This window comes from Streptosporangium sp. NPDC002524, from assembly GCF_040295985.1.
Lineage (GTDB): Bacteria > Actinomycetota > Actinomycetes > Streptosporangiales > Streptosporangiaceae > Streptosporangium.
Window position 1 is genome coordinate 154,507 of record NZ_JBEOWK010000019.1, and the last position, 22,604, is coordinate 177,110.

Consider the following 22,604-nt stretch of genomic DNA (forward strand, 5'->3'; position numbering starts at 1 on the left):
AACTCGTCGGCCTGCCCGCGGCCCTGGGCATCCCCGCCCTGCTCGCCGCCTTCATGACCGCCACCGCCGGAGCGCTCCGCCCCCAAAAAACCACATAACAACACACCCAGCGCGCCCCGGCCCCCGTACCGCACCGGGGCGGCCTTGTTTTTCGGTGATGAGTCTTTAGTCCGCTGTAAATGATCTTGAACTCCGGCCGATCGCCTTTACAATGTAGATTTATTCAGTGAGGCGCCTCGAAGCGGGCCAGCCAGGTGGTGAGGAGCGACTCCAGCAGCGCCGCCTCCTCGGGGGACAGGTCGTCGAGAAGGCGGCGCTCGTTGCGCATGTGCTCGGCGAACGCCCGGTCGATCAGCTCCCTGCCCGCGGCGGTGAGCGCGACCACCCGCCCCCGGCCGTCGCTCTCGTTCGGACGGCGGGTGACGAGCCCGTCGCGCTCCAGCCGGTCGACGCGCTTGGTCATCGCGCCCGTGGTGACCATGGTGAAGGCGGCCAGCTCCCCGGGCGCGCGCTCGAAGGGCGCTCCCCCGCGCCGCAGGGTGGCCAGGACGTCGAACTCCCCCTCCCCGAGCCCGTAGCGCCGGTAGACCACGCAGAGCCGCTCGGTGAGGTGCCCGGCGAGGCGGTGCAGGCGCCCGATCACCCCCTGCGGGCTCACATCCAGGTCCGGTCGCTCGCGGGCCCACTCACGCTGGATGCGGGCGACGTGGTCAAGGGGTTCGCTCATGGCACCAGCATAGCTTCCCGGGAAGCTATATTCCTTCCATGGAAGCTACCTTTCGCTGGACACTGGTCACGGCGACGGCACCGATCGCCTGGGGGACGACCTACTTCGTCACCCACCAGTTCCTCCCCTCCGGCTACCCCCTGTACGGAGCGGCCATCAGGGCACTGCCCGCGGGCCTCCTGCTCCTGCTGCTGAGCAGGAGGCTCCCGCACGGGCCGTGGTGGTGGAGATCCCTCGTCCTCGGGACGCTCAACATGAGCGCGTTCTTCGCGCTCGTCTACCTGGCGGCCCAGCTGCTGCCGACGAGCGTCGCCTCGACGATCATGGCGACGTCGCCGCTGGTGATGATGGGCCTGGCCTGGTCGATGCTCGCCGAACGGCCGCGCCTCCCGCACCTGGCCGGAGCGGGCGCCGGCATCGCGGGGGTGTGCCTCATGCTGCTCACCGGCGAGGGCGCCGCCGACGCCCTCGGCGTGCTCGCCTCCGTCGCGGCGATGGTGATGTCGTCGTTCGGCTACGTACTGGCCAGGAGATGGGCCACCGGCGCCGGCACGCTGGCGTCGACCTCGTGGCAGCTCGTCGCCGGGGGCCTGGTCCTGCTGCCCTTCGCCGTCGCGCTGGAGGGCCCGCCACCGGCCCTGGACGGGCCCGCGGTCCTCGGGTTCGGCTACGTCACCGTCGTCGCGACGGCCCTCGCCTTCGCCGCCTGGTTCTCGGGACTGCGCCACCTGCCGGCGGCGACGGTGGGACTCGTCGGGCTGCTGAACCCGGTGACCGGGGTGCTGCTCGGCACGACGATCGCCGGGGAGGCCCTCACCGCACGACAGGTCTGCGGGCTGGCGCTGGTCCTCCTCGGCATCCTCCTCGGGCAGCCCGCCGCGGCCCGCCTCACCGCCCTCGTCCGGAACCGGAAACGACCTCGCGGGCCGCAGGGGAGCGGGGCCGGCCTCAGCCGACGTGGACCAGGGGACGGCGGGCGGTCTCCTGCTCGGCCTGGCGCAACACCTCGCGGGTGAGCGGCGGGATGTCACCCCCGCCGAAGACGAGATAGCGCAGCAGCGCGCCCACCGGGTTGCCCTCGGCGGCCCAGTGGAAGTAGACGTGCGGCGTCTTGCCGGTCTGGTCACGCAGGTACAGAAGCAGGGCCGCGATGGCGTTGGCGATGGTGGGGCTCTCCATCCGCAGGATGCGGAACCCGTGGCGCTCCTCGCCCACGACGTGCAGCTCACCGGCGAACTCCGAGGCGTCGGAGACGCTCACCTCCAAAAACAGCAGGCCCTCCTTGGTACGCAGCCGGTGCAGCTCCCAGGCCTCGCGGGCCTTGTCGACGTACTCCTTGCAGTCGCGCTCGTGCGGCTCGTTGGCGATCAGCCGGATCTCCCCCGACTCGCTGACGTAGCGGCGGGCCAGGTCGTCCAGGGTGACCTTGGTGACGCGCAGCTCGGTGGAGCGGGTAGCCCGGGAGATCAGCGAGGTGATCACGATGGCCAGCACGAACAGCAGGGCGATCACCAGGCCGTCGGGGCGTTCGATGACGTTGGCGACGGTGGCGTAGGCGAAGATCAGCGTGATGACCCCGAACGAGGCCGCCGCGCGGAGGCGGCCCTCGTTCCAGGCGGCCAGGGTGACCGCGACCGCGGCCGACAGGATCAGCGCGAGCACCCCGGTGGCGTAGGCGCCGCCCTGGGACTCCACGTCGGCGCCGAAGAACAGGGTGATGAGGAAGGAGATGGCGGTGAAGACCAGCACCATCGGCCGGGCGGCGCGCGACCAGTCGGGGGCCATGCCGTAGCGGGGGAGGTAGCGCGGCACGATGTTGAGCAGCCCCGCCAGCGCCGAGGCCCCGGCGAACCACAGGATCGCGATGGTCGACAGGTCGTAGACGGTGCCGAACCCGTCACCCAGATACTCGTGCGCCAGGTAGGCCAGGGCGCGCCCGTTGGCCGCGCCGCCCTCGGCGAACTCCTCGGCCGGGATGAGCACGGTGGTGGCGAAGCTGGAGGTGATCAGGAAGACGCTCATGATGACCGCCGCGGTGGTCAGCAGCTTTTTCGCGCCGCCGATCCGCCGGGGAAGGTCCCCCTTGACCAGCGGCATCACCGCCACGCCCGTCTCGAAGCCCGACAGGCCCAGGGCGAGCTTGGGCATCACGTACAGCGAGACGGCGACCATCGCGAGCGGGCTGGAGTGCTCGGTCGTCAGCGCCTCGCCCCAGCCGGTGACCAGCGCGGGGTCGGCGAGGACCTGCCGCAGGGCCGTGCCCAGGACGACCACGTTCAGCACCAGGTAGACGGCGACCAGGACGACGGCGATCGAGATGGCCTCGCTGAACCCGACCAGGAACACCCCGCCCAGCGCGGCGATCAGCGCCAGGGTGACCGGGACCTGCCAGCCCGACAGGAACTCCGGCACGAACGGGTTGTGCAGGATGTGGGCGGTGGCGTCGGCCGCCGACAGGGTGATGGTCACGATGAACGCGGTGGCCACGAACCCCAGCAGGAACAGCACCAGCAGCTTGCCGCGCCAGCCGGGCAGCAGGCGCTCCAGCATCGACAGCGACCCCAGGCCGTGGGGACTCTGCCCGGCCACCGCCCGGTAGGTCGGCAGCGCGCCGAACAGGGTCAGCGCCACCAGCAGCAACGTCGCGAGCGGGCTGAGGGCCCCGGCCGCCAGCGCGGCGATGCCCGGCTGGTAGCCCAGGGTGGAGAAGTAGTCCACTCCCGTCAGGCACATCACCTGCCACCAGGAGTGCTGGCGCTCGGGCGGCTCCTCGTGGTGCGGGCCGCTGGTCCTGGGGTCGGAGCGTTGCAGCCCCTTCAGCAACCACCCCCGCAGCCCCGAGCGCGCCGGTGCCGGTGTCGACGTAACTGCCACTGTTTCCTTCTCCCTCTCCCTGCGCTCCACGTCGTTGCCCGGCCCCTGGCGGGTGGGGACGGCGCGCTGTCGCGCCATCGGCCGCCAGGTGCCGCTGTCCGCCCTGCCGCCGGTCACGTCCTGCGGCGGCGAGCCCGGAGCGGACGGCCGATGGGTGCCCGGCGACCGCGCGGGAGGCACGAGAGACACGGGAGGCACGGGAGGCACGGCCGGTGGCCACCGGCCGACGAGGGAACGGCGAGGCGCCCGGGACGGTACGGCGCGGCCGGGAGGGGGCGCCGGAAAGAGGCCGGGAGGGGAGGAACCGGGAGGGATCGCCGGAGGAGAAGACGAGACACGCCATATTCCCTACCGGTCCGGCCGCCGGGCGCCTAGAAAATCATACGGATCCATACGCGTTCTTGACGCCGCTTCGCCTTCGCCCGGGTTCGCGAAGTTCGTCCTGGTTAGCTCGGAGCTGCGGCTCGTCTCGTCCGGGCGGGCCGGGGCGTTTCAGAACACCCCCACCCAGAGCGGTCCTTCTCAGAACAGAACCGCTCAGAACAGCCTCGCCTCCTTCAGTGCGGCCGGCTCCTCCAGGTCCAGCAGGAACCGCTTGCGCTCCAGGCCCCCCGCGTAACCGGTCAGGCCGCCGTCCGCGCCCACCACCCGGTGGCACGGCACGATCACGCTCACCGGGTTGCGGGCGTTCGCGGCGCCGACCGCCTGGGCCAGCGACACCTTCCCCAGCCGCCGCGCCAGATCCCCGTACGAGCGCGTCTCACCGAAGGGGATCTCCATCAGCAGCTTCCACACCCGCTGCTGGAACTCATCCCCCCGGGGCGCCAGCGGGAGCTCGAAGCGGGTCCGCTCACCGGCGAAGTACTCCCCCAGCTGGCGCCGTACCTCCTCGAAGCCCGAATCACTGCGGACGCCCCGCTCCTGCGGCCCGGGGCCGCGCAGGTGCCGCTCGAAGTACAGCCCGCACAGCACGCCGTCCTCGGCGACCGCGGTCAGGTCACCCAGCGGCGACGCGATGACGGTGTGGGTCATGGCCATCTCACTTCGTCCCTTCCAGCCCTGCGGGAACCCCCCTCGGCCCCCACCCTTCACCCTTGAAGACGTCCGGCGACAGCGAAACGTGAGAAACGCGGGAACGGCCCGTGCTGATCGACACCGAGAGGGATCAGCGCCGGGGGGATTGGCGCCCGAGGGGCGGGAGACTCCACCCGCGGCGGGCCGCCCTCGGCCTCGGACGCCCGGCGTCCCCCCGCCTCAGGAGGGCGGCGGCCCCGCGGGCGCGACGCGATCCGGACGACTTCACCTGGGGAGGGAGCGCTCCCACCCAAGATCGATGATTGAGCAGGTCAGAGCGGGTAGTTCCCATACACAACTTCCACAGCGACCGTTCTGATCATGGCGGACACGTCGGCAGCCCCCCGCTGAACGCCACAGACGGTACTCACGTAAGGGGACGGGTATGCACACCGATCAGCGTGGCCACTGGCCGATCAGCACCGACCTGATCGGCCTGCGCCGGCATCTGTACCGCTACATGAGCCAGATGGGCCTGGTCGGGACACGACGCGACGACCTGCTGCTGGCGGCCAACGAGGCCGTCATCAACGTGCTGGAACACGGCGACGCGGCCGGCAGCGTGAGCGTGTGGCGCGACGAGGCGGACCTCGTCGTCGATGTCGTCGACGACGCCGGACGCCTCGCCCCCGACCAGGCCGACCGCCGCCGGCCGGGGCCGGGCGCGGTCCGCGGGTTCGGGCTGTGGCTGATGGGCCGGCTCTGCGACGAGTTCACCATCTGCCAGAGCGGCGGCCGCTCCCACGTCCGGTTGCGCATGCACCTGCACGCCACCTCCGGCGCCGGATGAACGGCCGGACCACCGTCGTCCCGACCGGAAACGGGACGAGATACGACGCCGACGTCCAGGGTGGGTGGCGTCGACCGGGCCCGGCCACCCGTTCCTCCGAGGACTGAGCCCGCCTGCTCGGCAAGCCCGCGTCCGCACGGGCCCGCGCCGGACTCAGCCGGTGCGCGGGCCGGGCTCCGCGAGACGGCTCGCCGTGAGCATCAGCGGAGCGTCCACCCCGTGCTGGGAACTCGCGTCGGCGAGGAAGGCGGCCAGCCACCCCAGAGCGTCCAGCGACCACTCGGTGAGGGTGCCGTGGAAGACGGCCCGGTGACGAGCGGGCCCCGACCACACCTCGTCGATGACGGCGGGCTCCAGGACCACGTCGTCGTCCTCCGCCGAAGAGGCCGGATCGTCGCCGTCGGTCACGGAGACCTCGTCGCACGAGAAGACGTCCTGGTCGAACTGCCGCATCCACCGCAGCATCCCGGACGCCGCCGCGCGGATGGACGGATCCCGCCCGCCGTCCAGCGTCACCCGCACCCGCGCTCTCAGGCGCGGGTCACCGTCGGCGAACCAGCCGGCCTCCTGGAGCAGGGGCATCACGGCACCCCAGGGCGACGACGCGCCCTCCGGCGCGCCGAAGTCCCGCACGGGGGGCAGCAGGAGCCGCACCGCCCGCAGGCGAACGGTGCCGATGCGGGCCACGACGTCGTCCACGCACGACAGGAAAGCCCGCACCGGCGACGGCCCCCCGGCCGGGACCGGCCCGGTCGGCGACACCTGGAACCACGCGACACGGGCCGGCCGCGACTCGGAGGCCGAGGCCGGAGCCGGGTCCTGCCCGGCGTCGTTCATCCCCCAGAGACCGCCCGAGGCGTTCTCCTCGGCCTCGGTGAGCCATCCCATCGCGGACGACCTCGCGACGAACAGGCTGTAGGCGTCGGAGGAGGCGACGAGAGGATCCCGCCACGGATGCGGCTCCAGCTCGCCGTACAGAGCCACGAACATGGTGCTGCCGGGTCGTCTGATACTCACGTCGCCCCTCTCGCGTTACCGCCTGCAGTAGATGTTCTGCCCCGGTGTGTAGAGCTTGCCCGGGTCGTCGGCCAGGCCGACCAGGTCCACGTCGACGACGCTACGCCACCCCGTCAGGCTGCCGCTGGTGCAGACCCCGCGCCCGGTCGCGCGGTTTCCCGCCCCGCCGCCGGACCTCACCGTCGCGGTGCCCGCCGTACCGGCGTTCCTCCAGCTGCCGTCGGCGTAATACTGCTGCAGCTGGACCGTGACGATCGCCAGCGTGGCGTTGCAGTTGCCGTTGACCCACCAGCCGTGCCCGGAGGCCTCGAAGGCGGACCCGGAGATGTGGACGTAGTCGCCCCTGGTCTGGAAGACGCACACCGCGGCGGGCGCCCGGCCGTTCTCCGGGGAACCCGAGTTTCTCGAGTTCGCCTCGCCGCCCGCGGGGGCGGGCGAGGGAACCGGGGCGGGCGCGGGCGGCGGGGCGGACCTGTCCGGAACCGCGATCGCCGAGGTCTGGGACATCGCGAGAAGCATCGCACCCACGATGCCGGCCGTTGTGGAGATCCTACGAAAACGGTTACGCATGACCGCACCTCCGAGCTGAGTCGAGCGGGATCAGGGGTTTCCGCGCACCCCCTGACGGGCGCGCCCCTGACGGCGGTTGGGAACGTGCACGGCGCTGACCTCGATCGGCGCGCCAAGCGTAAGTAAAAGTGTCATTTCCATTCCGTCGTGTCAAGAAATTTAAAATCGTTAAGCAATGTTTTGTTGGCATATGTGCTGCGATTTCACGTGCATCCCGATAATCGACAGGGAAATCTTTGTGGCGGATATTTCAATACAGTTATAAGAAAGCCGGTGAATGGGGCACGGAATCCTGTGCGCCGAATTTCGGCGGACCCGGAGAGTTGTTTTGGTTTTGCGGGTTACGGTTTTTGGACAACCCGCCGATCGCCTTTACAATGTAGATCAAAACGGAGGCCCGGGACATCCGCCGTGTTCCCGTCGGCAGGAGGTCAGCCGCCGAGGCCGGGCAGCACCTCGGCGCCCAGCCGGCGGATGTTCTCCAGGGTGCGGGCGTGCTCGCCCGCGCCCTCGACCATGAGGATCAGGTGTTCGAGCCCGGTCACCTCGCGGGTGCGCCGGATCGTCTCCACGCAGCGGCCGGCGTCCCCCACCGGATGGACACCGGTCAGGAAGTCGACGTACTCCCCCACGTCCCGCACGGGCCGCCTCCGGCCGTCCACCGGCACGTATCCCGCCAGGCCGGGCTCCAGCCAGCGGGGCATGGCGGCCTTCAGCTCCCGTATGGCCGCCCTCGTCGAGTCGGCCACGTGCCCGACGACGGCGGCCACGTGCCGGGGCGCGTGCCGGGTCGTGGCCGCACCCGCTTCCGCGCCTGTTTCCGGGGCGGGGGAAGACATCGCGGGGGAAGGCGTCACGGGTGGAGGCGTCACGGGTGGAGGTGTCGCGTCGTAGTCGGCGAGCATCGCGGCCTTGCCCGCGTCGTCCAGGTGCATGCCGAGCAGCATCGGCAGCCCCCGCCCGGCCGCCAGCCGCGTCGTCTCCGGCGAGGTGCACGCCACGACGGGCCGCATCGACGCCGCCGGGACCATCGCGACCTCGCGGAAACGGAAGAACTCCCCCTCGGCCGACACCGTGCGCCGCTCCAGGGCCCGGCACAGCAGGTCGAGCGACTCGGCGAAGCCGCGCTCGAACCTCGCCAGGCCGGTGCCGAACACCTCCAGGTCGATCCAGGGCCCGCCCCTGCCGACCCCCAGCGTGAAACGCCCGCCGGACAGGTGGTGCAACATCGCCGCCTGCTCCGCCAGCGCCACCGGGTGCTGCGTGGACAGCACGCTCACGGCCGTCCCCACCCCGATCGTCCGCGTACGCCCGAGCGCCACGGCCGCCAGCGTCGCCGCCGACGGGCAGACGCCGTACGACATGAAGTGGTGCTCGGCGATCCACGCGTCGTCGAAGCCCGCCTCCTCCGCGACCTCGATCGCCTCCACGCAGTCACGCAGCACCCGTCCCTGCGGCCTGCCGGGGAAACCCGCCGCGACCAGGAAGATTCCGACCCGCATCCCGCTCACGACCTCTCACGTACGGGCCGGGGCCGGCGCCGTGCCCCCGGTCTTCGTCTCGGCGCCGGTCCCGGCGGGGTCAGGTGTGGAGCGATCCCGGCCGCCGGGGCGTTCGGCCGGGGTGATGAGGAGCACTCGTCCGGGGATATCGCGTCCGGCCGGTCGCCTCGCGAGGCTAGGGATCACACGCCGAATTCGTCAAGGTTTCGCGCTTGTTCTCGGCTGTCGCGAGGCGCCGCATCCTCACGGTGAGCCCGAAAACCCGGGAGCCCGCCGGGCTGCCGAGTAGACGCTCGGGCAGGGCCGGGTGACGCTCCGCGCGCACGCCCTGTCCCGCAAAGGCGTTCGCCGCGCGAAACGGTGCCGGGACGGCCGGAAAGGCACCGGTCCGCGAGGGGACCGGGCCTCGGCGGGCGCGCTCAGCGGGTGGCGGCGTGGGCGGTGAGGATCTGCCGGACGACCGTGTCGGGGCGGGACATCATCACCACGTGCGAGGCGCCGGGAACCTGCTTGACCCTGCCGCCGGCCCGTTCGGCCATGAAGCGCTGCACGGCGGGCGGGATGACGTTGTCGCCGCTCGGGATGACGAACCAGGACGGCACGGTCTTCCAGGCCGGGACGCCGCTGTGCCCGGACAGGCCGCCCACGCTGCCGGGACGCTGGGTGGCCGCCATCAGCCTGGCCTGGGAGGCGGGCAGGTCGGCGGCGAACACGTCGCGGAACCTGGCCGGGTCGATGTAGCCGTCGTAGCCTCCGCCCGGGAAGGGCCGGATCACGAGCGCCTCCTCCAGTTTGCTGCCGGGGAACTTCTCGGCCAGCTCCAGCGGGCTCTCGCCCTCGTCGGGGGCGAAGGCGGCGACGTAGACCAGGGCCTTGACGTTGTCGTGGCCGCGGGCGGCGTTGGTGATGGCCGCGCCGCCGTAGGAGTGGCCGACCATGATGACCGGGCCGGGGATGGTGTCGATGACGCTGGAGATGTAGGCCGCGTCACCGGTTAGGTCGCGCAGCGGGTTGGCGGGGGCGATCACCGGGAAGCCGGCCGCCTGCAGGGCGGCGATGGTGGCGTTCCAGCCGGAGGCGTCGGCGAACACGCCGTGCACCAGCACGACCGTGGGTTTTGCCGTCGTGTCCCCCGTCGTGCCCGCCTCCGTGCCCGCCTCCGTGCCGGACGCCGTGCCTGTCGCCGTGCCTGTCGCCGTGCCTGTCGCCGTGCCTGTCGCCGTGCCTGTCGTGCCCGTCGCGGCGGACGGCGCCGCCGAGGCGGGCGCGATCGTGCCGGTCAGGCCGAGTGTCAGGGTCAGCGTGCTGAGCAGCAGTCTCAGGCCGCGACGCTGGGAACGGACGGTCATGGCGGTGTCTCCTCGGGGTCGTACCGGTAGGGCGTCGGTCACGGCACGAGCATCGGCCGCCGCGGTGCCGCCGCGAATCGGTCAGTTGACTGCATCGCCCCGCAGCGCGTCGCGCAGGGCGGCCCGGGAGGTGATGCCGAGCTTGGGGAAGATCCGGTAGAGGTGGGCGCCGACGGTCCTGGAGGACAGGAACAGCCGTTCGCCGATGTCCTTGTTGCTCAGTCCCGAGGCGGCCAGGCGGGCCACCTCCAGTTGCTGGGAGGTCAGGCCGTGCGCGGCGCCGGGCCGCCGTGTCACGGCCACGCCGGTGGCGCGCAGCTCCTGTTCGACCCGCCGCCGCCATACGGTCGCGCCGAGCCCGGCGAACAGGTCGGCCGCCCTGCGCAGCTCGGGCCGCGCCTCGCCCGGCCGCAGGCGCCTGCGCTGCAGCTCGCCCAGGGCCAGGCGTACGCGGGCGTGGTCGAACGGCCTGCGCTCGGTCCCGGGCAGCGCGAGCGCGGCCCTGAACAGCGGCACCGCCTCCTCCTCCGGCGCCACCAGCGCCTGGGCGGCCAGGACGTGCATCCGCAGCCGGGGCGCCGCCCGCTCGGCCAGCCCGGCCGCGGCGGCGGCGTGCGCCCTCGCCTCGGCCGTCCTGCCGGTGCGCACCGCCGAGTCCACCAGCTCGAAGACCGCGCACGGCGTGTAGGTCACGTACGGGGGGATGACGCCCGGCGGGCTGATGCTCGTCCAGTACGCGTAGGCGCTGTCGTAGTCGCCGTGCGCCGTCGCCGCGAGCGCCAGGTTGCGGGCCGACAGCGACAGGTGCAGGCCGCTGCCGCGCGGCGCGGCCCACCGCTCGACGGTCCTGCCGTACTCGCGGGCGCCGTCGGCGTCGCCCCGGGCCGCGGCGATCCAGCCGAGGCTGCAGCGCAGGTCGTGGGCGAGCAGGCCCAGGTCGTGGCGTACGCACAGGTCGAGCCCGGTATTGGCGGCGCTCTCGGCGGCCTCCCACCGGCCGGCCAGGAAGTGGTCGTGCGCGGCGAGCCAGTGGCCGGTGGCGGCGTGCGTCACCGCGCCCCGCCCGGACCCGCCGTCGATCAGGGCGCGGACGCGGTCGCGGCAGCCGGGCAGCAGGTCCATCCAGGCGGCGGCCCGGCACAGCGCGGCCACGCGGCCCGGCGGGGCGTCGGCGGGCAGCGCGTCGAGCGCGGCGCGCACGAGCGCCGCCGATCCGCGGCCGGTGAAGACGTCGTGCAGCAGGCGGGCGAGCTCGTCGTCGCAGCCGGCGACCACGCCGCCCACCTCCTCCCACTCCTTCGGATCCTGCGCGTACGACGCGGCGATCACCCTGACCAGGGGTCCCGCCCCGGGGGTGCCGCGCGGCAGGCGGCGCGCGGCGTCCAGGTCGCCGTCGCGCAACATGAGGATCCGCGCCCTGGTGGCCAGGGCCCCGGCCGGGTCGCCGAGGTGGTGGCGCGCCTGGTCCAGCAGGTCCTGGGCCAGGGTCAGCTGCCCGGACTCGCCCGCCAGCTCGGCCGCGCGCTCCAGCCGGGCGGCGCGCGCCGCCGAGTCGGGGGTGAGCTCCGCCGCCCGCCGCAGCGCCTTGACCGCCGGCCCTCCGCCGCCCCGCAGGCTCACCGCGCGGGCGGCCTTCTCGATCTCGGCGGCCACCCGCTCGTCCGGTTCGGCCGCAGCCGCCGCCAGGTGCCAGACGCGCAGCTCGGGGTCGGCCCTGTGCCGGTCGGCCAGTACGGCGTGCGCCTCGCGCGTCTCCTCCGGCGAGGCCGTCTTGACGATCGCCGACCTCACCAGCGGGTGGCGGAACCGCAGGCCGGCCGGGGTCGAGTCGCGGGTGACCAGTCCGGCCCGCTCGGCCTCCAGCAGCTCGTACGGCGACAGCTCGGCCCGGTGGTGTGACCGGTCGCCGTTGAGGGCGGCGACCAGCAGCGTCGTGCGGACGCGCGGCGGCAGCTCCAGCAGCCGGTTCGCGAACCCGGTCTCCAGCCGGGTGCGCAGGGACGCCCCGGCGGGCGGCTCCACGCCGACGAAGCTCTGCGGCAGTTCGGTGATCGCCAGGGGGTTGCCCGCGGCCTCGGCCAGGACCCGCTCGCGCGCCGACGGCGGCAGGCCCGGGTGGAGCAGGTCCAGCAGCCGCCCGGCCGCCTCGTCGTCGAGCGGCCCCACCTCCAGCGTGTGGACGCCGGGCGTGACGTGCTCGGTGGCGGTGAGCGACCTGCGGGTGAGAACGGCGCGCAGGTCGTACGCCCGCAGCCGCAGCAGGACGAACGTCATCACCTCGCGCGTGGGCCGGTCCACCCAGTGCGCGTCCTCCACGGCGATCAGCACCGGCCCGTCCTCGGCCACGGCCGCCAGCACGGCCAGGGACGCCACCGAGATCGCCAGCCGGTCGGGGGCCGGCCCGTCCCGCATCCCCAGCGCCCGGCGCAGGGTGTCGCGGTGGAACGGCTCCACCCGGTCCAGGTACTCCAGCACCGGCGCGAGCAGCTGGTGCAACCCGGCGAAGGCCAGCCGCGCCTCGCTCTCGAAGCCGCTGCCGCCCAGCACCCGGATCCCCCGCTCCCCGGCGTAGGCGATCGCGGCCCGCAGCAGCGCGGACTTGCCCACGCCGGAGTCGCCGTGCAGCACGACGTCGGGCGGGGCGCCGGGGGCGCGGTCGATCGCCCGCCGCAGCGCGGCCAGCTCTCTCGCGCGTCCGATGATGTCCATGTGGTTCGCCTCCTCGGTGCGGTCGTCCGGCCGGTCGCCGGGCATGCCGGCGGCGGCGTGCTGTGCGGGTGTCCCGGCCGTCCGTGGCACGGCTACGGCCACGCCACCCTCACGACCGGGCGGGTGTGAACGGCGCCGTACGGTGCCCCGCTCACCCGCGTCGAGCGGCGGAACGGGCTCGTGCTGGAGTTCCCGGCGAGATGACGGCACGTGGCGACGGTACGTTCCGCGTGACGGACCCGGGTATCAGTCGCGTGACGTATCCGCCAGGGCGTCGCGCAGTTGCGCGCGCGAGGTGATGCCGAGCTTGGGGAAGGCCCGGTACAGGTGGGTGCTGACGGTGCGGTGCGACAGGTAGAGCTGCTGGGCGATCTCGCGGTTGGACAGCCCGGCGGCGGCCAGCCGGGCGATGTGCAGCTCCTGTGAGGTGAGGAGTTCGGCGGTCGGCGGGACGCGCAGGTCGCTGGCCTCTCCCGCGGCCCGCAGCTCCTGGCGGGCCTTCTCCCCCCAGGCGAGCAGCCCCAGCACGTCGAAGGCGTCGCGGGCGGCCCGCAGCGGCCCGCGCGCCTCCTGGATCCGCCGCCGGCGGCGCAGCCACATGCCGTGGGCGAGCAGCAGGCGCGCCCGCGCGGTGGGCCAGGACGACAGGTCGGCGTCCAGGGCGGCGTGGTAGAGCGCCTCGGCGTCGGCGTCGTCGGCCAGCACCGCGCGCGCGTACCGGAGCCCGACGTGCAGGAGCGGGGCGGCGGCCCGGGTGGCCACCGGCTCCAGTTCCGCCACCGCCCGCCTGGCCGTCTCCCGTCTGCCGGCCGCGACGGCCGCCTCGGCCAGCTCGCCGATCACCCACTGCCGCCAGATCTGGTGGTGGGCGGCGTCGCCCGGCTCGAACAGCCGCCACAGGTGCCCGAACGCCTCCTCGTGCCGCCCGGCGCACAGCGCGATCACGCCCCTGGCGTGCTGGAGCATCACCGCCACGGGCGAGCTGGTGGTGACGGCGCCGAGCACGCGCTCGCCCTCGGCGGCCAGCGCCAGGCCGCGTGCCTCCTCGCCGCGCAGCCCGGCCAGCAACGCCAGCGCGGCCAGGGACGAGGCCTGCCGGTGCGGCTGCGCGGTCTCGCGGGCCAGGCGCCCGGCCTCCTCGGCGACCAGTAGTGCCCCGGCCCAGTCCCCGCAGAAGATCTGGCGCCACATCTGGGTGCTAAGCGCCCGCGTGAGCAGGCCCAGCCTGCCCTGGGTCCGCAGGTCGGCGATCGAGGCGTCCATGAAGTCGCCGACCAGGTCGAAGGCGCCGACCGTGCTCGCCGCCACGCCCAGCAGCCGGGTCATGGCCCCGTCCGGCCAGGCGTCGCGCGCCTTGGCCAGGCGCTCGACGACGTCCGCCCCGCGTTCCACCGAACCGGCGGCGGCCATGGTTATCAGCAGCCTGGGGTCGTCGTCGCCGGCGGAGAGCCGTTCGGCCAGGGCGATGACCTGCCGGCGCTGCTCCCAGCCCGGGTCGTTCCACCAGCAGCGGACGGCCGCCGCCTGGACGAAGTCGAGCGCGAGCTCGCGGTCACCGGCCGCCGCCACCGCCTCGGCGGTCGTGACCAGCCGCCGGATCCGTGCGGGGCTCTCGTTGCGCTCCTCCCCCAGGACCTCGCTCAGCAGGACGAGCCTGGCGCGCGGCAGCTCCCCGCGGACGGACGGCTCGGCCAGCGCGAGCAGTTCGGCGGCCTGGTCGCCGCGGCCGAGGTCGAAGGCGAGCTCGGCGGCGGCCAGCAGGCGCTCGGCGCCGGCCGTGGGCTCCTCGCTCACCTCCGCCGCGCGGCGCAGGGCGGTCACCGCCACCGGGACGGCGCCGCGCTGCCGGGCCCGGGCGGCCAGCTCCTCCAGCTCGGCGGCGACGGACTCGTCCCGGTGGGTGATCGCCGCGGCGCGGTGCCAGGCCCTGCGGTCGGGGTCGCGCTCGTGCACCAGGGCCAGCGCGGCGTGGGCGGCCAGGCGGTCGGCGCCGCCGGCCTTCTGGTAGATGGCCGAGCGCACCAGCGGGTGCCGGAAGCGGAGGGTCTGCTCGTGCAGCTCCACCAGTCCCGCGTCCACGGCCGGGGCCAGCGCCTCGGCGGTCAGCTCGGTGCCCGTCACCATCGCGCCGCCCGCGAGGGCGTCGGCCAGGTCGTGGCCGTCGTTGGCGGCGGCCACCAGCAGCAGGCTCCGGGAGCCGGGCGGGAGTTCGGCCAGCCGTACGGCGAAGGCCCGCTCCAGGCGCGCGGTGAGCGGCGGCAACCGCGCCTCGGCGGTGGCCGTCCCGGCGTCCAGCGTGAGCGGCAGCTCGACCAGGGCGAGCGGGTTGCCGGCCGCCTCGCTCAGCACGCGGCGGCGCGTGCCGGCGCCGAGCCCGGCGGACCGGGCGTCCAGGAGCGCCTCCGCCGCGGCGGGATCCAGGCCGGTCAGCGTCAGCCGGGGTACGTCGCTGTCGTCCAGGCTGGTGGGGTAGCCGTCGCGCAGGGCCATCAGCAGCACGATCGGGTCCGAGCGCACGCGCCTGGCCACGAACCCCAGCACCTCGATGGTGGGCCGGTCCAGCCACTGGAGGTCGTCCACCACGATCAGCAGCGGCCGGCGGGCCGCCACCTCCCCCAGCAGGTTGAGCACGGCCAGCGCCACCAGGAAGGGTTCGGGATCGCTCACCTCGGCCATCCCGAAGGCGCCGAGCAGGGCCTCCCGCTGGCGGGCGGGCAGCCGGTCGGCGGCGCCGAGCATCGGCCGCAGCAGCTGGTGGAGCCCGGCGAACGGCAGGTGCGTCTCGCTCTGCACTCCGGAGACGCCGGACACCGTCACACCGCGTGCCTCGGCCCGCGCGGCGGCGACGGCCAGCAGGGCGGACTTGCCGATACCCGGCGCACCGCACACGACCAGGGCGTTTCCGCCCTCGTGAACGCGGTCGACGAGGCCCTCGAGCCCGGCCACCTCACGGTCGCGCCCGAAGAGCATGAGCACGTGACACCTCCCCCGGAGCCCGATGATCGAATTGTCGCATAAGTACGTCATGTGACGAATGGCGGGCGGCTTGACTTCTCCGGACGGCGGCGCGGCGTCTCGCCGGACCTCTCAGCGGCGTCTCGCCGGACCTCTCGTCCGCCCCCCAGGGGATCTTGGATGCGGCGGCCTTCCGCGTAAGCTTTAGGTGATCTCCACCGGATCACGGAGACACCCTGGATCGCGGGACATCCCGGATCGCGGAGACGTCGCGGAGACGTCGCGGAGAAGGAGCGCCCGATCACCACCCCGGCCGGCTTCGCGGAGGTGCTGCGTCGCCATCGGCACGCGGCACGCCTGACGCTGGAGCGGCTCGCCGAAGCCTCGGGAGTCAGCGCCCGGACCCTGTCGGACATGGAACGCGGGCACAGCAGGGGTCCCCAGCACCGGACCGTCACCGCGCTGGCCGACGCCCTCGGCCTGACCGGTCCCGACCGCAGGCAGCTCGTCGAGCTGGCGCGCGAGGGCCGTCTGCGCGACCACTGGGCCCGCCCGACCGGGCTGTGCGAGCTGCCGCGCTCCGTCGACGACTTCACCGGCCGGACCGCGGAACTGGCCTGGATCGGTGAGCTGGTGCGCGCCGAGGACGCGCCGGGCGCCGCGGACGTGCGGCTCGTCACCGGCTCCGCCGGGCTGGGCAAGACCACGCTGACCGTCCGCGCCGCCCACGCCCTGCGGCCGGACTTCCCCGACGGGGTGTTCTTCCTCGACCTGTTCGGCATGTCCTCCCGGCCCCTGCCCGCCGACGAGGCCCTGGGCACGCTGCTTCGCGCGCTCGGCGTCACGGACCAGCGGATCCCCGGCGACGTCGCCGGGCGCGCGTCCCTGTACCGGTCCCTGCTGCGCGCCCGGCGCGTGCTGATCGTCCTCGACAACGCCGCCTCCGAGGAGCAGGTCCGGCCGCTGCTGCCCGGCGGGGGCGCGGGCAAGGCGCTGGTGACCAGCCGCCGGCTGCTGGCCGGCCTGGAGGGAGTGCGCAGGCTCGGCCTCGGGCCCCTGCCCCCGCTGGAGGCCGCCGGCCTGCTGGCCGGGATCCTGAAGGACCGCGGCACCTCCGACGACGGACCGGCCGTCCGGCAGCTCGCGCAGATGTGCGGCGGACTGCCCCTCGCGCTCCGGATCGCCGGAAACCGGCTGGTCAGCCGGCCCGGCTGGAACGCCGCCGACCTCGCCGCCCGGCTGACGAACGAGGAGCGCCGCCTGGACCAGCTCAGCGCCGGCGATCTCAGGATCGCCACCGCGTTCGGGCTGTCGTACGAGCAGCTGGCCGACTCGACGCGGCGGGTCTTCCGCCGGCTCGCCCTGGTGCCGGGCCGCACCTTCGACGCCGCACTCGCCGCCGTGGTGGGCGGCACGTCGATCGAGGGGGCCTGGGACGCCCTCGACGAGCTCGTCGACCTCGGCCTGCTGCAGGACAGCGCGCCGGGACGCCACCGCTTCCACGACCTGGTCCGGCTGTTCGCCCGCGACCGGCTCCGGGAGGAGGAACCCGAGGCCGAACGCGACGCGCTCACCGTGACGATGACGTCGTGGCTGCTGCGGACGGCCACCACCGCCGGGCGCTGGTTCGAGCCCGCGTACGGCCCCTCCGACCGGTCCGGCCCCGGCCTCGCCGCCCTGTCCTCCCCGGAGGAGGCCGACCACTGGCTGCGCGCGAACGTGGACAACTGGCTGGGCGCGTTGCGCCACGGGGCGGGCACCGGCCGGTTCGCCGCCGTCCTCGACTGCGCCGAGTCGATGCACTGGTTCTCCGACCGGTGGATGCACGCCCCGCACTGGCACGAGGTCTTCACCCTCGGCGCCGAGGCCGCCGCCGCCCTGGACGACCCGGCCCGCCAGGCCGGGCAGCTGAACCTGCTGGCGTGGGTCCACCTGGTGCCGCGAGAGGAGCTGGAGGCCACGCTGCGCCACACGGCCCAGGCGATGGACCTGGCCACGCGCAGCGGCGCCACCGCGCAGGTCGCTCTGGCCCACCACCAGGCGGGCGGCGCGCTTCGACGGCTCGGACGGCTCGACGAGGCCATAGCGTCGGAGACCCGGGCGGCGGAGATCTTCAAGGCCGAAGGCGACATCGACCGGTACTGCCACTGTCTCGGCGCCCTCGGCACCTGTCTTCGCGACGCCGGGCAGCACGCCGAGGCGCTGGAGCGCTACCTCGCCCTGTGGGCCCTGCTGGAGGACGACCGGTCGGGGGTGACGCCGGGCGTCGCGGCGTTCACCCGGCCGATCGCGCTGGCCCGCGTCGGCGAGTGCCTGGGACTGCTCGGCCACCGGGCCGAGGCGATCGTCAAGCTCACCGAGGCGATCGGCCTCATGGAACGGGCTCAGATGCCCGCCCCGCAGGCCCGCACCCTGGAGACGCTGGCGGCCCTGCTGGCCGGCGAGGAACGGACCGGCGAGAGCCGCCGTGCCTACGCGCGGGCGGCCGAGGTGTATGAGGCCGTCGGCGACGCCGAGGCGAGCGGCCGCTGCCGCGCCCTGGCGGACGTCACGCCCTGACGGCTCCCGCACCCTGACGGCTCCCGCGCCACTTCTGCGCCACTGCCGCGCCACTTCTGCGCCACTGCCGTGCCACTGCCGTGCCACTGCGGTGCCGCTGCGGTGCCACTTCTGCGTGCTGTTCTGCGTGGCCGGGCCGTGCGCGCGCGCCTTTGATGGAGTGCACCGGGACGGACTGCCGGGCCCGTCCACCCAGCTCAGGAGCGGCTATGACCACCGTCGGGAACGTCGTGCTCGTCCACGGTGGTTTCGTGGACGGATCCGGCTGGCGGGACGTCCACGACGAGCTGACCGGGAACGGGTTCCGCGTCCACGTCGCGCAGAACCCCACGCTGTCGCTGCCGGACGACGTCGCGGTGACCCGCCGGATCCTGGACGGCCTCGACGGCCCGGCCGTCCTGGTCGGCCACTCCTACGGCGGGGTCGTCATCAGCGAGGCCGGCGTCCATCCCAACGTCGCGTCACTGGTGTACGTCGCCGCGTTCGCCCCCGACAGGGGCGAATCGGCCGGCGCCCTCATCGCCGCCTCGCCGCCCGGCGCGCCGGTGCCGCCCCTCCTTCCTCCCGTGGAGGGCTTCCTCCTCCTCGACCGCGACGGGTTCGCCGCCGCGTTCGCCGCCGACCTGCCCGGCCGGGTGGCCGCGTTCATGGCGGACTCCCAGGTCCCGTGGGGGGTGGACGCCCTCTCCGGGCCGGTCACCGAACCGGCCTGGCGGCACAGGCCCAGCTGGTACCTCGTCGCGACCGAGGACCGGATGATCCCGCCGCCCGCCCAGCGCGTGATGGCCGAGCGCGCCGGAGCGAGGGTCGTCGAGGTCATCGGCAGCCACGCCGTCCACATCTCCCAGCCCGCCGCGGTCGCCGACCTCATCCGCGAGGCCGCCGCCTGACGACGTCCGCCCTCACGGGGGGCGGACACCGCTCACCCCCCGGCCGGACGCTTCCCGGCCCGAGCGCCCGGCCCTGACAACAGGAGGCAGACATGACAAGCAGACCGGTGACCAAGGCAGCTGTCATCGGCACCGCGCTCGAGTTCTACGACCACGCCCTCTTCGGCCTCGGGGCGGCGATCGTCTTCGACGAACAGTTCTTCCCGGCCGGCATGCCCCTCGCGGGCACCCTCGGCTCCTTCGCCGCGTTCGCGGTCGGGTTCCTGGCCCGCCCGATCGGCGGTGTGGTGTTCGCCCACTTCGGCGACCGCGCCGGGCGCAAACCCATGCTGGTCGTGACGCTGCTGCTGATGGGGCTGTCCACGACCGGCATCGGGCTGCTGCCCACCTACGACCAGGTGGGCCTGGCGGCGCCCGTCCTGCTGGTGCTGCTCCGGCTGGCGCAGGGGTTCGGCGCGGGAGCCGAGTACGCGGGCGCCCTGGTCATGATGGCCGAGACCAGCGACCCCCGCAGGAGGGGCCTGTGGGCCTCGCTTCCCGGGGTGGGCGTCCAGATCGGGATACTGACCGCCACGCTGGTCTTCACCGCGGCCACGGCGCTGCCGTCGTTCGAGACCTGGGGGTGGCGGCTGCCGTTCCTGTTCAGCCTCGTGGGCGTGGGCGTGGGGCTGTTCCTCAGGTTCCGGGTGCGGGAGTCGGAGCTCTTCGAGCGCGAGCGCGCGCGGGGCGTGAGCCGTTTCCCTGCGCTGGAGGTCGCCAGGAGGCAGCCGCGGATCCTGCTGATCGCCTTCGTGGCCAACGCCCCCTTCGGCGCGATCGCCTACATCCTGAGTGTTTTCGTGTTGTCGTACGTGACCAGGACTCTCGGCCTGCCGGCCACGGTGGGGCTGGTCGCCAAACTGCTCTCCTCCGCGGTGGCGATCGCGGTCACGCCGCTGTTCGGGCTGCTGGCCGACCGCGTCGGCCGCCGTCCCGTCTTCCTCGGCACCTCGCTGCTGCTCGCCGTGTTCGCCTTCCCGATGTTCTGGCTGGTCGACACGGGCCGCCCCGAGCTGGTGATCCTCGCGGTCACGCTGGGGTACGGCGTCTGCGTCGCCGGGATGTTCGCCGTGCTGGCCTCGCTGCTGACCGAGCTGTTCGACACCCGCCATCGCTACAGCGGCGTCGCGATCGCCCGCGAGTGGACGGCCGCGCTGGTCAGCGGCCCCGCCCCGCTCGTGGCGGCCGCCCTGGTCGCGGGCTCCGGCGGCGGGTCCTGGCCCATCGCCCTGCTGGTGGCGGTCTGCTCGATGATCGCCTTCACCGCGATCCTGTTCGCCCCGGAGACCCGCCACCGGAGCCTGACCGAGACCGTGAGCGGCCCGCCGGTCCGTACAGGTGCAGTCATCTGACCGATTGCCGCCGGGGTCCGCGGATCTAGCGTCAAGCCCGTCGCCACCGATCCGCCACCGACTCCCACCGATCCGAAAGGCCGCGAGATGCCCTACGTGAGCGCCGCCGACGGCACGCAGATCTTCTACAAGAACTGGGGCGGCGGCCGGCCCGTCGTCTTCAGCCACGGCTGGCCGCTGAACGCCGACGCCTGGGACAACCAGCTCAACCTGGTCGCCTCCCACGGCTTCCGCGCCGTGGCGCACGACCGCCGCGGACACGGCCGCTCCGGCCAGCCCTGGCACGGCAACGACATGGACACCTACGCCGACGACCTGGCCGCCCTCCTGGACGCGCTCGACCTGCGCGACGCGATCCTGGTCGGGCACTCCACCGGGGGCGGCGAGGTGACCCGCTACATCGGCCGCCACGGCACCTCCCGGGTGAGCGGGGCCGTGTTGCTGGGCGCGGTGCCGCCGCTGATGCTCAGGACCGAGGCCAACCCCAACGGGTTGCCGATCGAGGTCTTCGACACCATCCGGGGCGGCGTCGAAGCCGACCGCTCGCAGTTCTACAGGGAGCTGGCCGTACCCTTCTACGGCTACGACCGGCCCGGCGCCCAGGTGTCGCAGGGCGTCGTCGACGCGTTCTGGCGATGGAGCATGCAGGTCGGCCTCAAGGGCGCGCTCGACTGCGTCAGGGCCTTCTCCGAGACCGACTTCACCGAGGACCTCAGGCGCTTCGACGTCCCCACCCTGATCGCGCACGGCGACGACGACCAGATCGTGCCCGTCGTCGCCTCGGCGCTGGAGAGCGCCAGGCTGGTCAAGGGCTCCACGCTCAAGATCTACGAGGGCGCCCCGCACGGGCTGGCCGGTGCCTTCGAGCGCGAGTTCAACGCCGACCTGCTCGCCTTCCTCAAGGCCTGAAAGCCGTAGGTCTGAAAGCCTCGAGACCTCGAGACCTCGAGACCTCGAGGGGCGTTTGCGTGACCTTCCCGCGCGGGCGGGAGGTCCGCGAGGCCGGTGAGGTCCGCTCGCCCCTCGTCGTCACGATGTGCCCTCGGCCGCCGTCGCGGCTGCCCTGTCTACCTGTCACGCCACCCCGGTAAGGAATCCCCTCATGAAACCCGACACGATCGTCCTCATCCACGGCTTCTGGGTGACGCCCCGCAGCTGGGAGCACTGGATCGCCCGCTACCAGGCCCAGGGCTACACGGTCCTCGCGCCCGCCTACCCCGGTTTCGAGGTCGAGGTCGAGGCGCTCAACGCCGACCCCGCCCCGATCGAGCGGGTCACCGTCCCGCAGATCATCGAGTCGCTGGAAACCCTGATCAAGGGCCTGGACACCCCGCCGATCCTCATCGGCCACTCCGCCGGCGGCGTGTTCACCCAGATCCTGCTCGACCACGGCCACGGCGCCGCCGGGGTGGCGATCAACTCCGCCCCCACCGAGGGCGTCCAGGTCATCCCGCTGTCACAGATCCGCGCCACCTTCCCCGTGCTGAAGAACCCCGCCAACCGGCACAAGGCGGTCGGTTTCACCTACGAACAGTGGAGGTACGCCTTCACCAACACCTTCCCCGAGGACCAGGCCCGCGCCGCCTACGAGCGCTACCACATCCCCGCCTCCGGCTCCATCTTCTGGGGCAGCGCCCTGGCCAACATCCACCCCGGCAAGGACGACAACTGGGTCGACTACCACAACGACCAGCGCAAACCCCTGCTGTTCGTCGCCGGTGAGAACGACAACCTCATGCCCCCCAAGATCCAGCACTCCAACGCCAAGCACTACAAGTCGGCGAAGACCATCACCGAGGTCGTCGAGTATCCCGGACGCTCCCACCTGATGCCCGCCCAGGAGGGCTGGGAGGAGATCGCCGACCACGCCCTGGCCTGGGCCCTCCAGCACAGCTGACACACCCCCGGAAGAGGAGCGCGTTCCATGTCGGACGTCAGGTTCACCCACATCGGCGGCCCCACCGTCCTCATCGAGTTCGACGGCTGGCGGCTGCTGACGGACCCGACCTTCGATCCCCCCGGCCGGACCTACGCGTTCGGCTGGGGGACCTCCTCCCGCAAGCTCACCGGCCCCGCCGTCGCGGCCACCGACCTGCCACCCCTCGACGCCATCCTGCTCTCCCACACCCACCACGGCGACAACCTCGACGACGCCGGACGCGCCCTGCTGCCGGAGGCCGGCGCGATCGTGACGACC

At 73.3% G+C, this 22,604-nt stretch carries 17 protein-coding genes; 8 read left to right on the top strand and 9 right to left on the bottom strand.

The window, feature by feature from the left end; all coding sequences use genetic code 11:
* Window positions 1-223: 223 nt before the first annotated feature.
* Window positions 224-727 carry a MarR family winged helix-turn-helix transcriptional regulator gene (locus tag ABT053_RS30000; protein WP_350973432.1) on the bottom strand — a complete coding sequence of 168 codons (504 nt, stop codon included), beginning with the start codon at window positions 725-727 and terminating at the stop codon, window positions 224-226.
* Between the two features lie 38 nt (window positions 728-765).
* Here ABT053_RS30000 and ABT053_RS30005 point away from each other — a divergent pair, with 38 nt between their 5' ends.
* Window positions 766-1,743, top strand: a complete 978-nt coding sequence (locus tag ABT053_RS30005; protein ID WP_350973434.1) for an EamA family transporter — start codon at window positions 766-768, stop codon at window positions 1,741-1,743.
* Here ABT053_RS30005 and ABT053_RS30010 read toward each other — a convergent pair.
* Window positions 1,676-3,790, bottom strand: a complete 2,115-nt coding sequence (locus tag ABT053_RS30010) for an APC family permease (RefSeq protein ID WP_350973436.1) — start codon at window positions 3,788-3,790, stop codon at window positions 1,676-1,678. The genes ABT053_RS30005 and ABT053_RS30010 overlap by 68 nt on opposite strands.
* Window positions 3,791-4,138: 348 nt before the next feature.
* The gene (locus ABT053_RS30015; RefSeq protein WP_502991891.1) at window positions 4,139-4,633 is read right to left on the bottom strand and encodes a methylated-DNA--[protein]-cysteine S-methyltransferase; all 495 of its coding nucleotides are present in this window, start codon (window positions 4,631-4,633) and stop codon (window positions 4,139-4,141) included.
* Between the two features lie 427 nt (window positions 4,634-5,060).
* Here ABT053_RS30015 and ABT053_RS30020 point away from each other — a divergent pair, with 427 nt between their 5' ends.
* Window positions 5,061-5,465, top strand: a complete 405-nt coding sequence (locus tag ABT053_RS30020) for an ATP-binding protein (protein WP_350973438.1) — start codon at window positions 5,061-5,063, stop codon at window positions 5,463-5,465.
* A 153-nt stretch (window positions 5,466-5,618) separates the two neighbouring features.
* Here the strand turns inward: ABT053_RS30020 and ABT053_RS30025 are convergent, their stop codons facing one another.
* The 6 genes from ABT053_RS30025 to ABT053_RS30050 all read right to left on the bottom strand — a co-directional run bounded on the left by ABT053_RS30025 (window position 5,619) and on the right by ABT053_RS30050 (window position 15,582).
* A complete protein-coding gene (locus ABT053_RS30025; RefSeq protein WP_350973439.1) occupies window positions 5,619-6,482 on the bottom strand; it encodes a hypothetical protein in 864 nt (287 codons plus the stop codon).
* Between the two features lie 15 nt (window positions 6,483-6,497).
* On the bottom strand, window positions 6,498-7,001 hold the full coding sequence (locus ABT053_RS30030; RefSeq protein ID WP_350973441.1) for a hypothetical protein: 504 nt from the start codon (window positions 6,999-7,001) through the stop codon (window positions 6,498-6,500).
* A gap of 482 nt (window positions 7,002-7,483) precedes the next feature.
* Window positions 7,484-8,554 (bottom strand): LLM class flavin-dependent oxidoreductase, encoded by a 1,071-nt coding sequence (locus tag ABT053_RS30035; RefSeq protein ID WP_350973442.1) that lies wholly within the window; start codon window positions 8,552-8,554, stop codon window positions 7,484-7,486.
* Between the two features lie 419 nt (window positions 8,555-8,973).
* Window positions 8,974-9,903 (bottom strand): alpha/beta fold hydrolase, encoded by a 930-nt coding sequence (locus ABT053_RS30040; protein ID WP_350973444.1) that lies wholly within the window; start codon window positions 9,901-9,903, stop codon window positions 8,974-8,976.
* A gap of 81 nt (window positions 9,904-9,984) precedes the next feature.
* Window positions 9,985-12,822, bottom strand: coding sequence for an AAA family ATPase (locus tag ABT053_RS30045; RefSeq protein ID WP_350973446.1), 2,838 nt, complete (start codon window positions 12,820-12,822; stop codon window positions 9,985-9,987).
* A gap of 36 nt (window positions 12,823-12,858) precedes the next feature.
* Complete coding sequence (locus ABT053_RS30050) at window positions 12,859-15,582, bottom strand: ATP-binding protein (RefSeq protein WP_350973462.1); 2,724 nt, start codon at window positions 15,580-15,582, stop codon at window positions 12,859-12,861.
* 312 nt (window positions 15,583-15,894) lie between these two features.
* On the opposite strand from ABT053_RS30050, the gene ABT053_RS30055 reads away from it, so the two are divergent.
* From ABT053_RS30055 to ABT053_RS30080, 6 genes are all read left to right on the top strand, one after another.
* The gene (locus ABT053_RS30055) at window positions 15,895-18,126 is read left to right on the top strand and encodes an ATP-binding protein (RefSeq protein ID WP_350973448.1); all 2,232 of its coding nucleotides are present in this window, start codon (window positions 15,895-15,897) and stop codon (window positions 18,124-18,126) included.
* Between the two features lie 209 nt (window positions 18,127-18,335).
* Window positions 18,336-19,016 carry an alpha/beta fold hydrolase gene (locus ABT053_RS30060; protein ID WP_350973450.1) on the top strand — a complete coding sequence of 227 codons (681 nt, stop codon included), beginning with the start codon at window positions 18,336-18,338 and terminating at the stop codon, window positions 19,014-19,016.
* Window positions 19,017-19,108: 92 nt separating this feature from the next.
* Window positions 19,109-20,407, top strand: a complete 1,299-nt coding sequence (locus tag ABT053_RS30065) for an MFS transporter (RefSeq protein WP_350973451.1) — start codon at window positions 19,109-19,111, stop codon at window positions 20,405-20,407.
* A gap of 87 nt (window positions 20,408-20,494) precedes the next feature.
* A complete protein-coding gene (locus ABT053_RS30070; protein WP_350973453.1) occupies window positions 20,495-21,316 on the top strand; it encodes an alpha/beta fold hydrolase in 822 nt (273 codons plus the stop codon).
* Window positions 21,317-21,509: 193 nt separating this feature from the next.
* Entirely contained in the window at window positions 21,510-22,304 is a 795-nt protein-coding gene (locus ABT053_RS30075; protein WP_350973454.1) for an alpha/beta hydrolase, read from the top strand.
* A gap of 27 nt (window positions 22,305-22,331) precedes the next feature.
* The coding region (locus tag ABT053_RS30080) for an MBL fold metallo-hydrolase (protein ID WP_502991892.1) at window positions 22,332-22,604 on the top strand (273 nt) is incomplete at its 3' end.

Excerpts from the sequence above, each read along its gene's own strand:
- ABT053_RS30015 (WP_502991891.1), bottom strand. The coding sequence starts at position 4,633 with ATGACCCACACCGTCATCGCGTCGCCGCTGGGTGACCTGACCGCGGTC.
- ABT053_RS30020 (WP_350973438.1), top strand. The coding sequence starts at position 5,061 with ATGCACACCGATCAGCGTGGCCACTGGCCGATCAGCACCGACCTGATC.
- ABT053_RS30030 (WP_350973441.1), bottom strand. The coding sequence starts at position 7,001 with ATGCTTCTCGCGATGTCCCAGACCTCGGCGATCGCGGTTCCGGACAGG.
- ABT053_RS30050 (WP_350973462.1), bottom strand. The coding sequence starts at position 15,582 with ATGCTCTTCGGGCGCGACCGTGAGGTGGCCGGGCTCGAGGGCCTCGTC.
- ABT053_RS30075 (WP_350973454.1), top strand. The coding sequence starts at position 21,510 with ATGAAACCCGACACGATCGTCCTCATCCACGGCTTCTGGGTGACGCCC.
- ABT053_RS30035 (WP_350973442.1), bottom strand. The coding sequence starts at position 8,554 with ATGCGGGTCGGAATCTTCCTGGTCGCGGCGGGTTTCCCCGGCAGGCCG.
- ABT053_RS30040 (WP_350973444.1), bottom strand. The coding sequence starts at position 9,903 with ATGACCGTCCGTTCCCAGCGTCGCGGCCTGAGACTGCTGCTCAGCACG.
- ABT053_RS30005 (WP_350973434.1), top strand. The coding sequence starts at position 766 with ATGGAAGCTACCTTTCGCTGGACACTGGTCACGGCGACGGCACCGATC.
- ABT053_RS30065 (WP_350973451.1), top strand. The coding sequence starts at position 19,109 with ATGACAAGCAGACCGGTGACCAAGGCAGCTGTCATCGGCACCGCGCTC.
- ABT053_RS30070 (WP_350973453.1), top strand. The coding sequence starts at position 20,495 with ATGCCCTACGTGAGCGCCGCCGACGGCACGCAGATCTTCTACAAGAAC.
- ABT053_RS30000 (WP_350973432.1), bottom strand. The coding sequence starts at position 727 with ATGAGCGAACCCCTTGACCACGTCGCCCGCATCCAGCGTGAGTGGGCC.
- ABT053_RS30060 (WP_350973450.1), top strand. The coding sequence starts at position 18,336 with ATGACCACCGTCGGGAACGTCGTGCTCGTCCACGGTGGTTTCGTGGAC.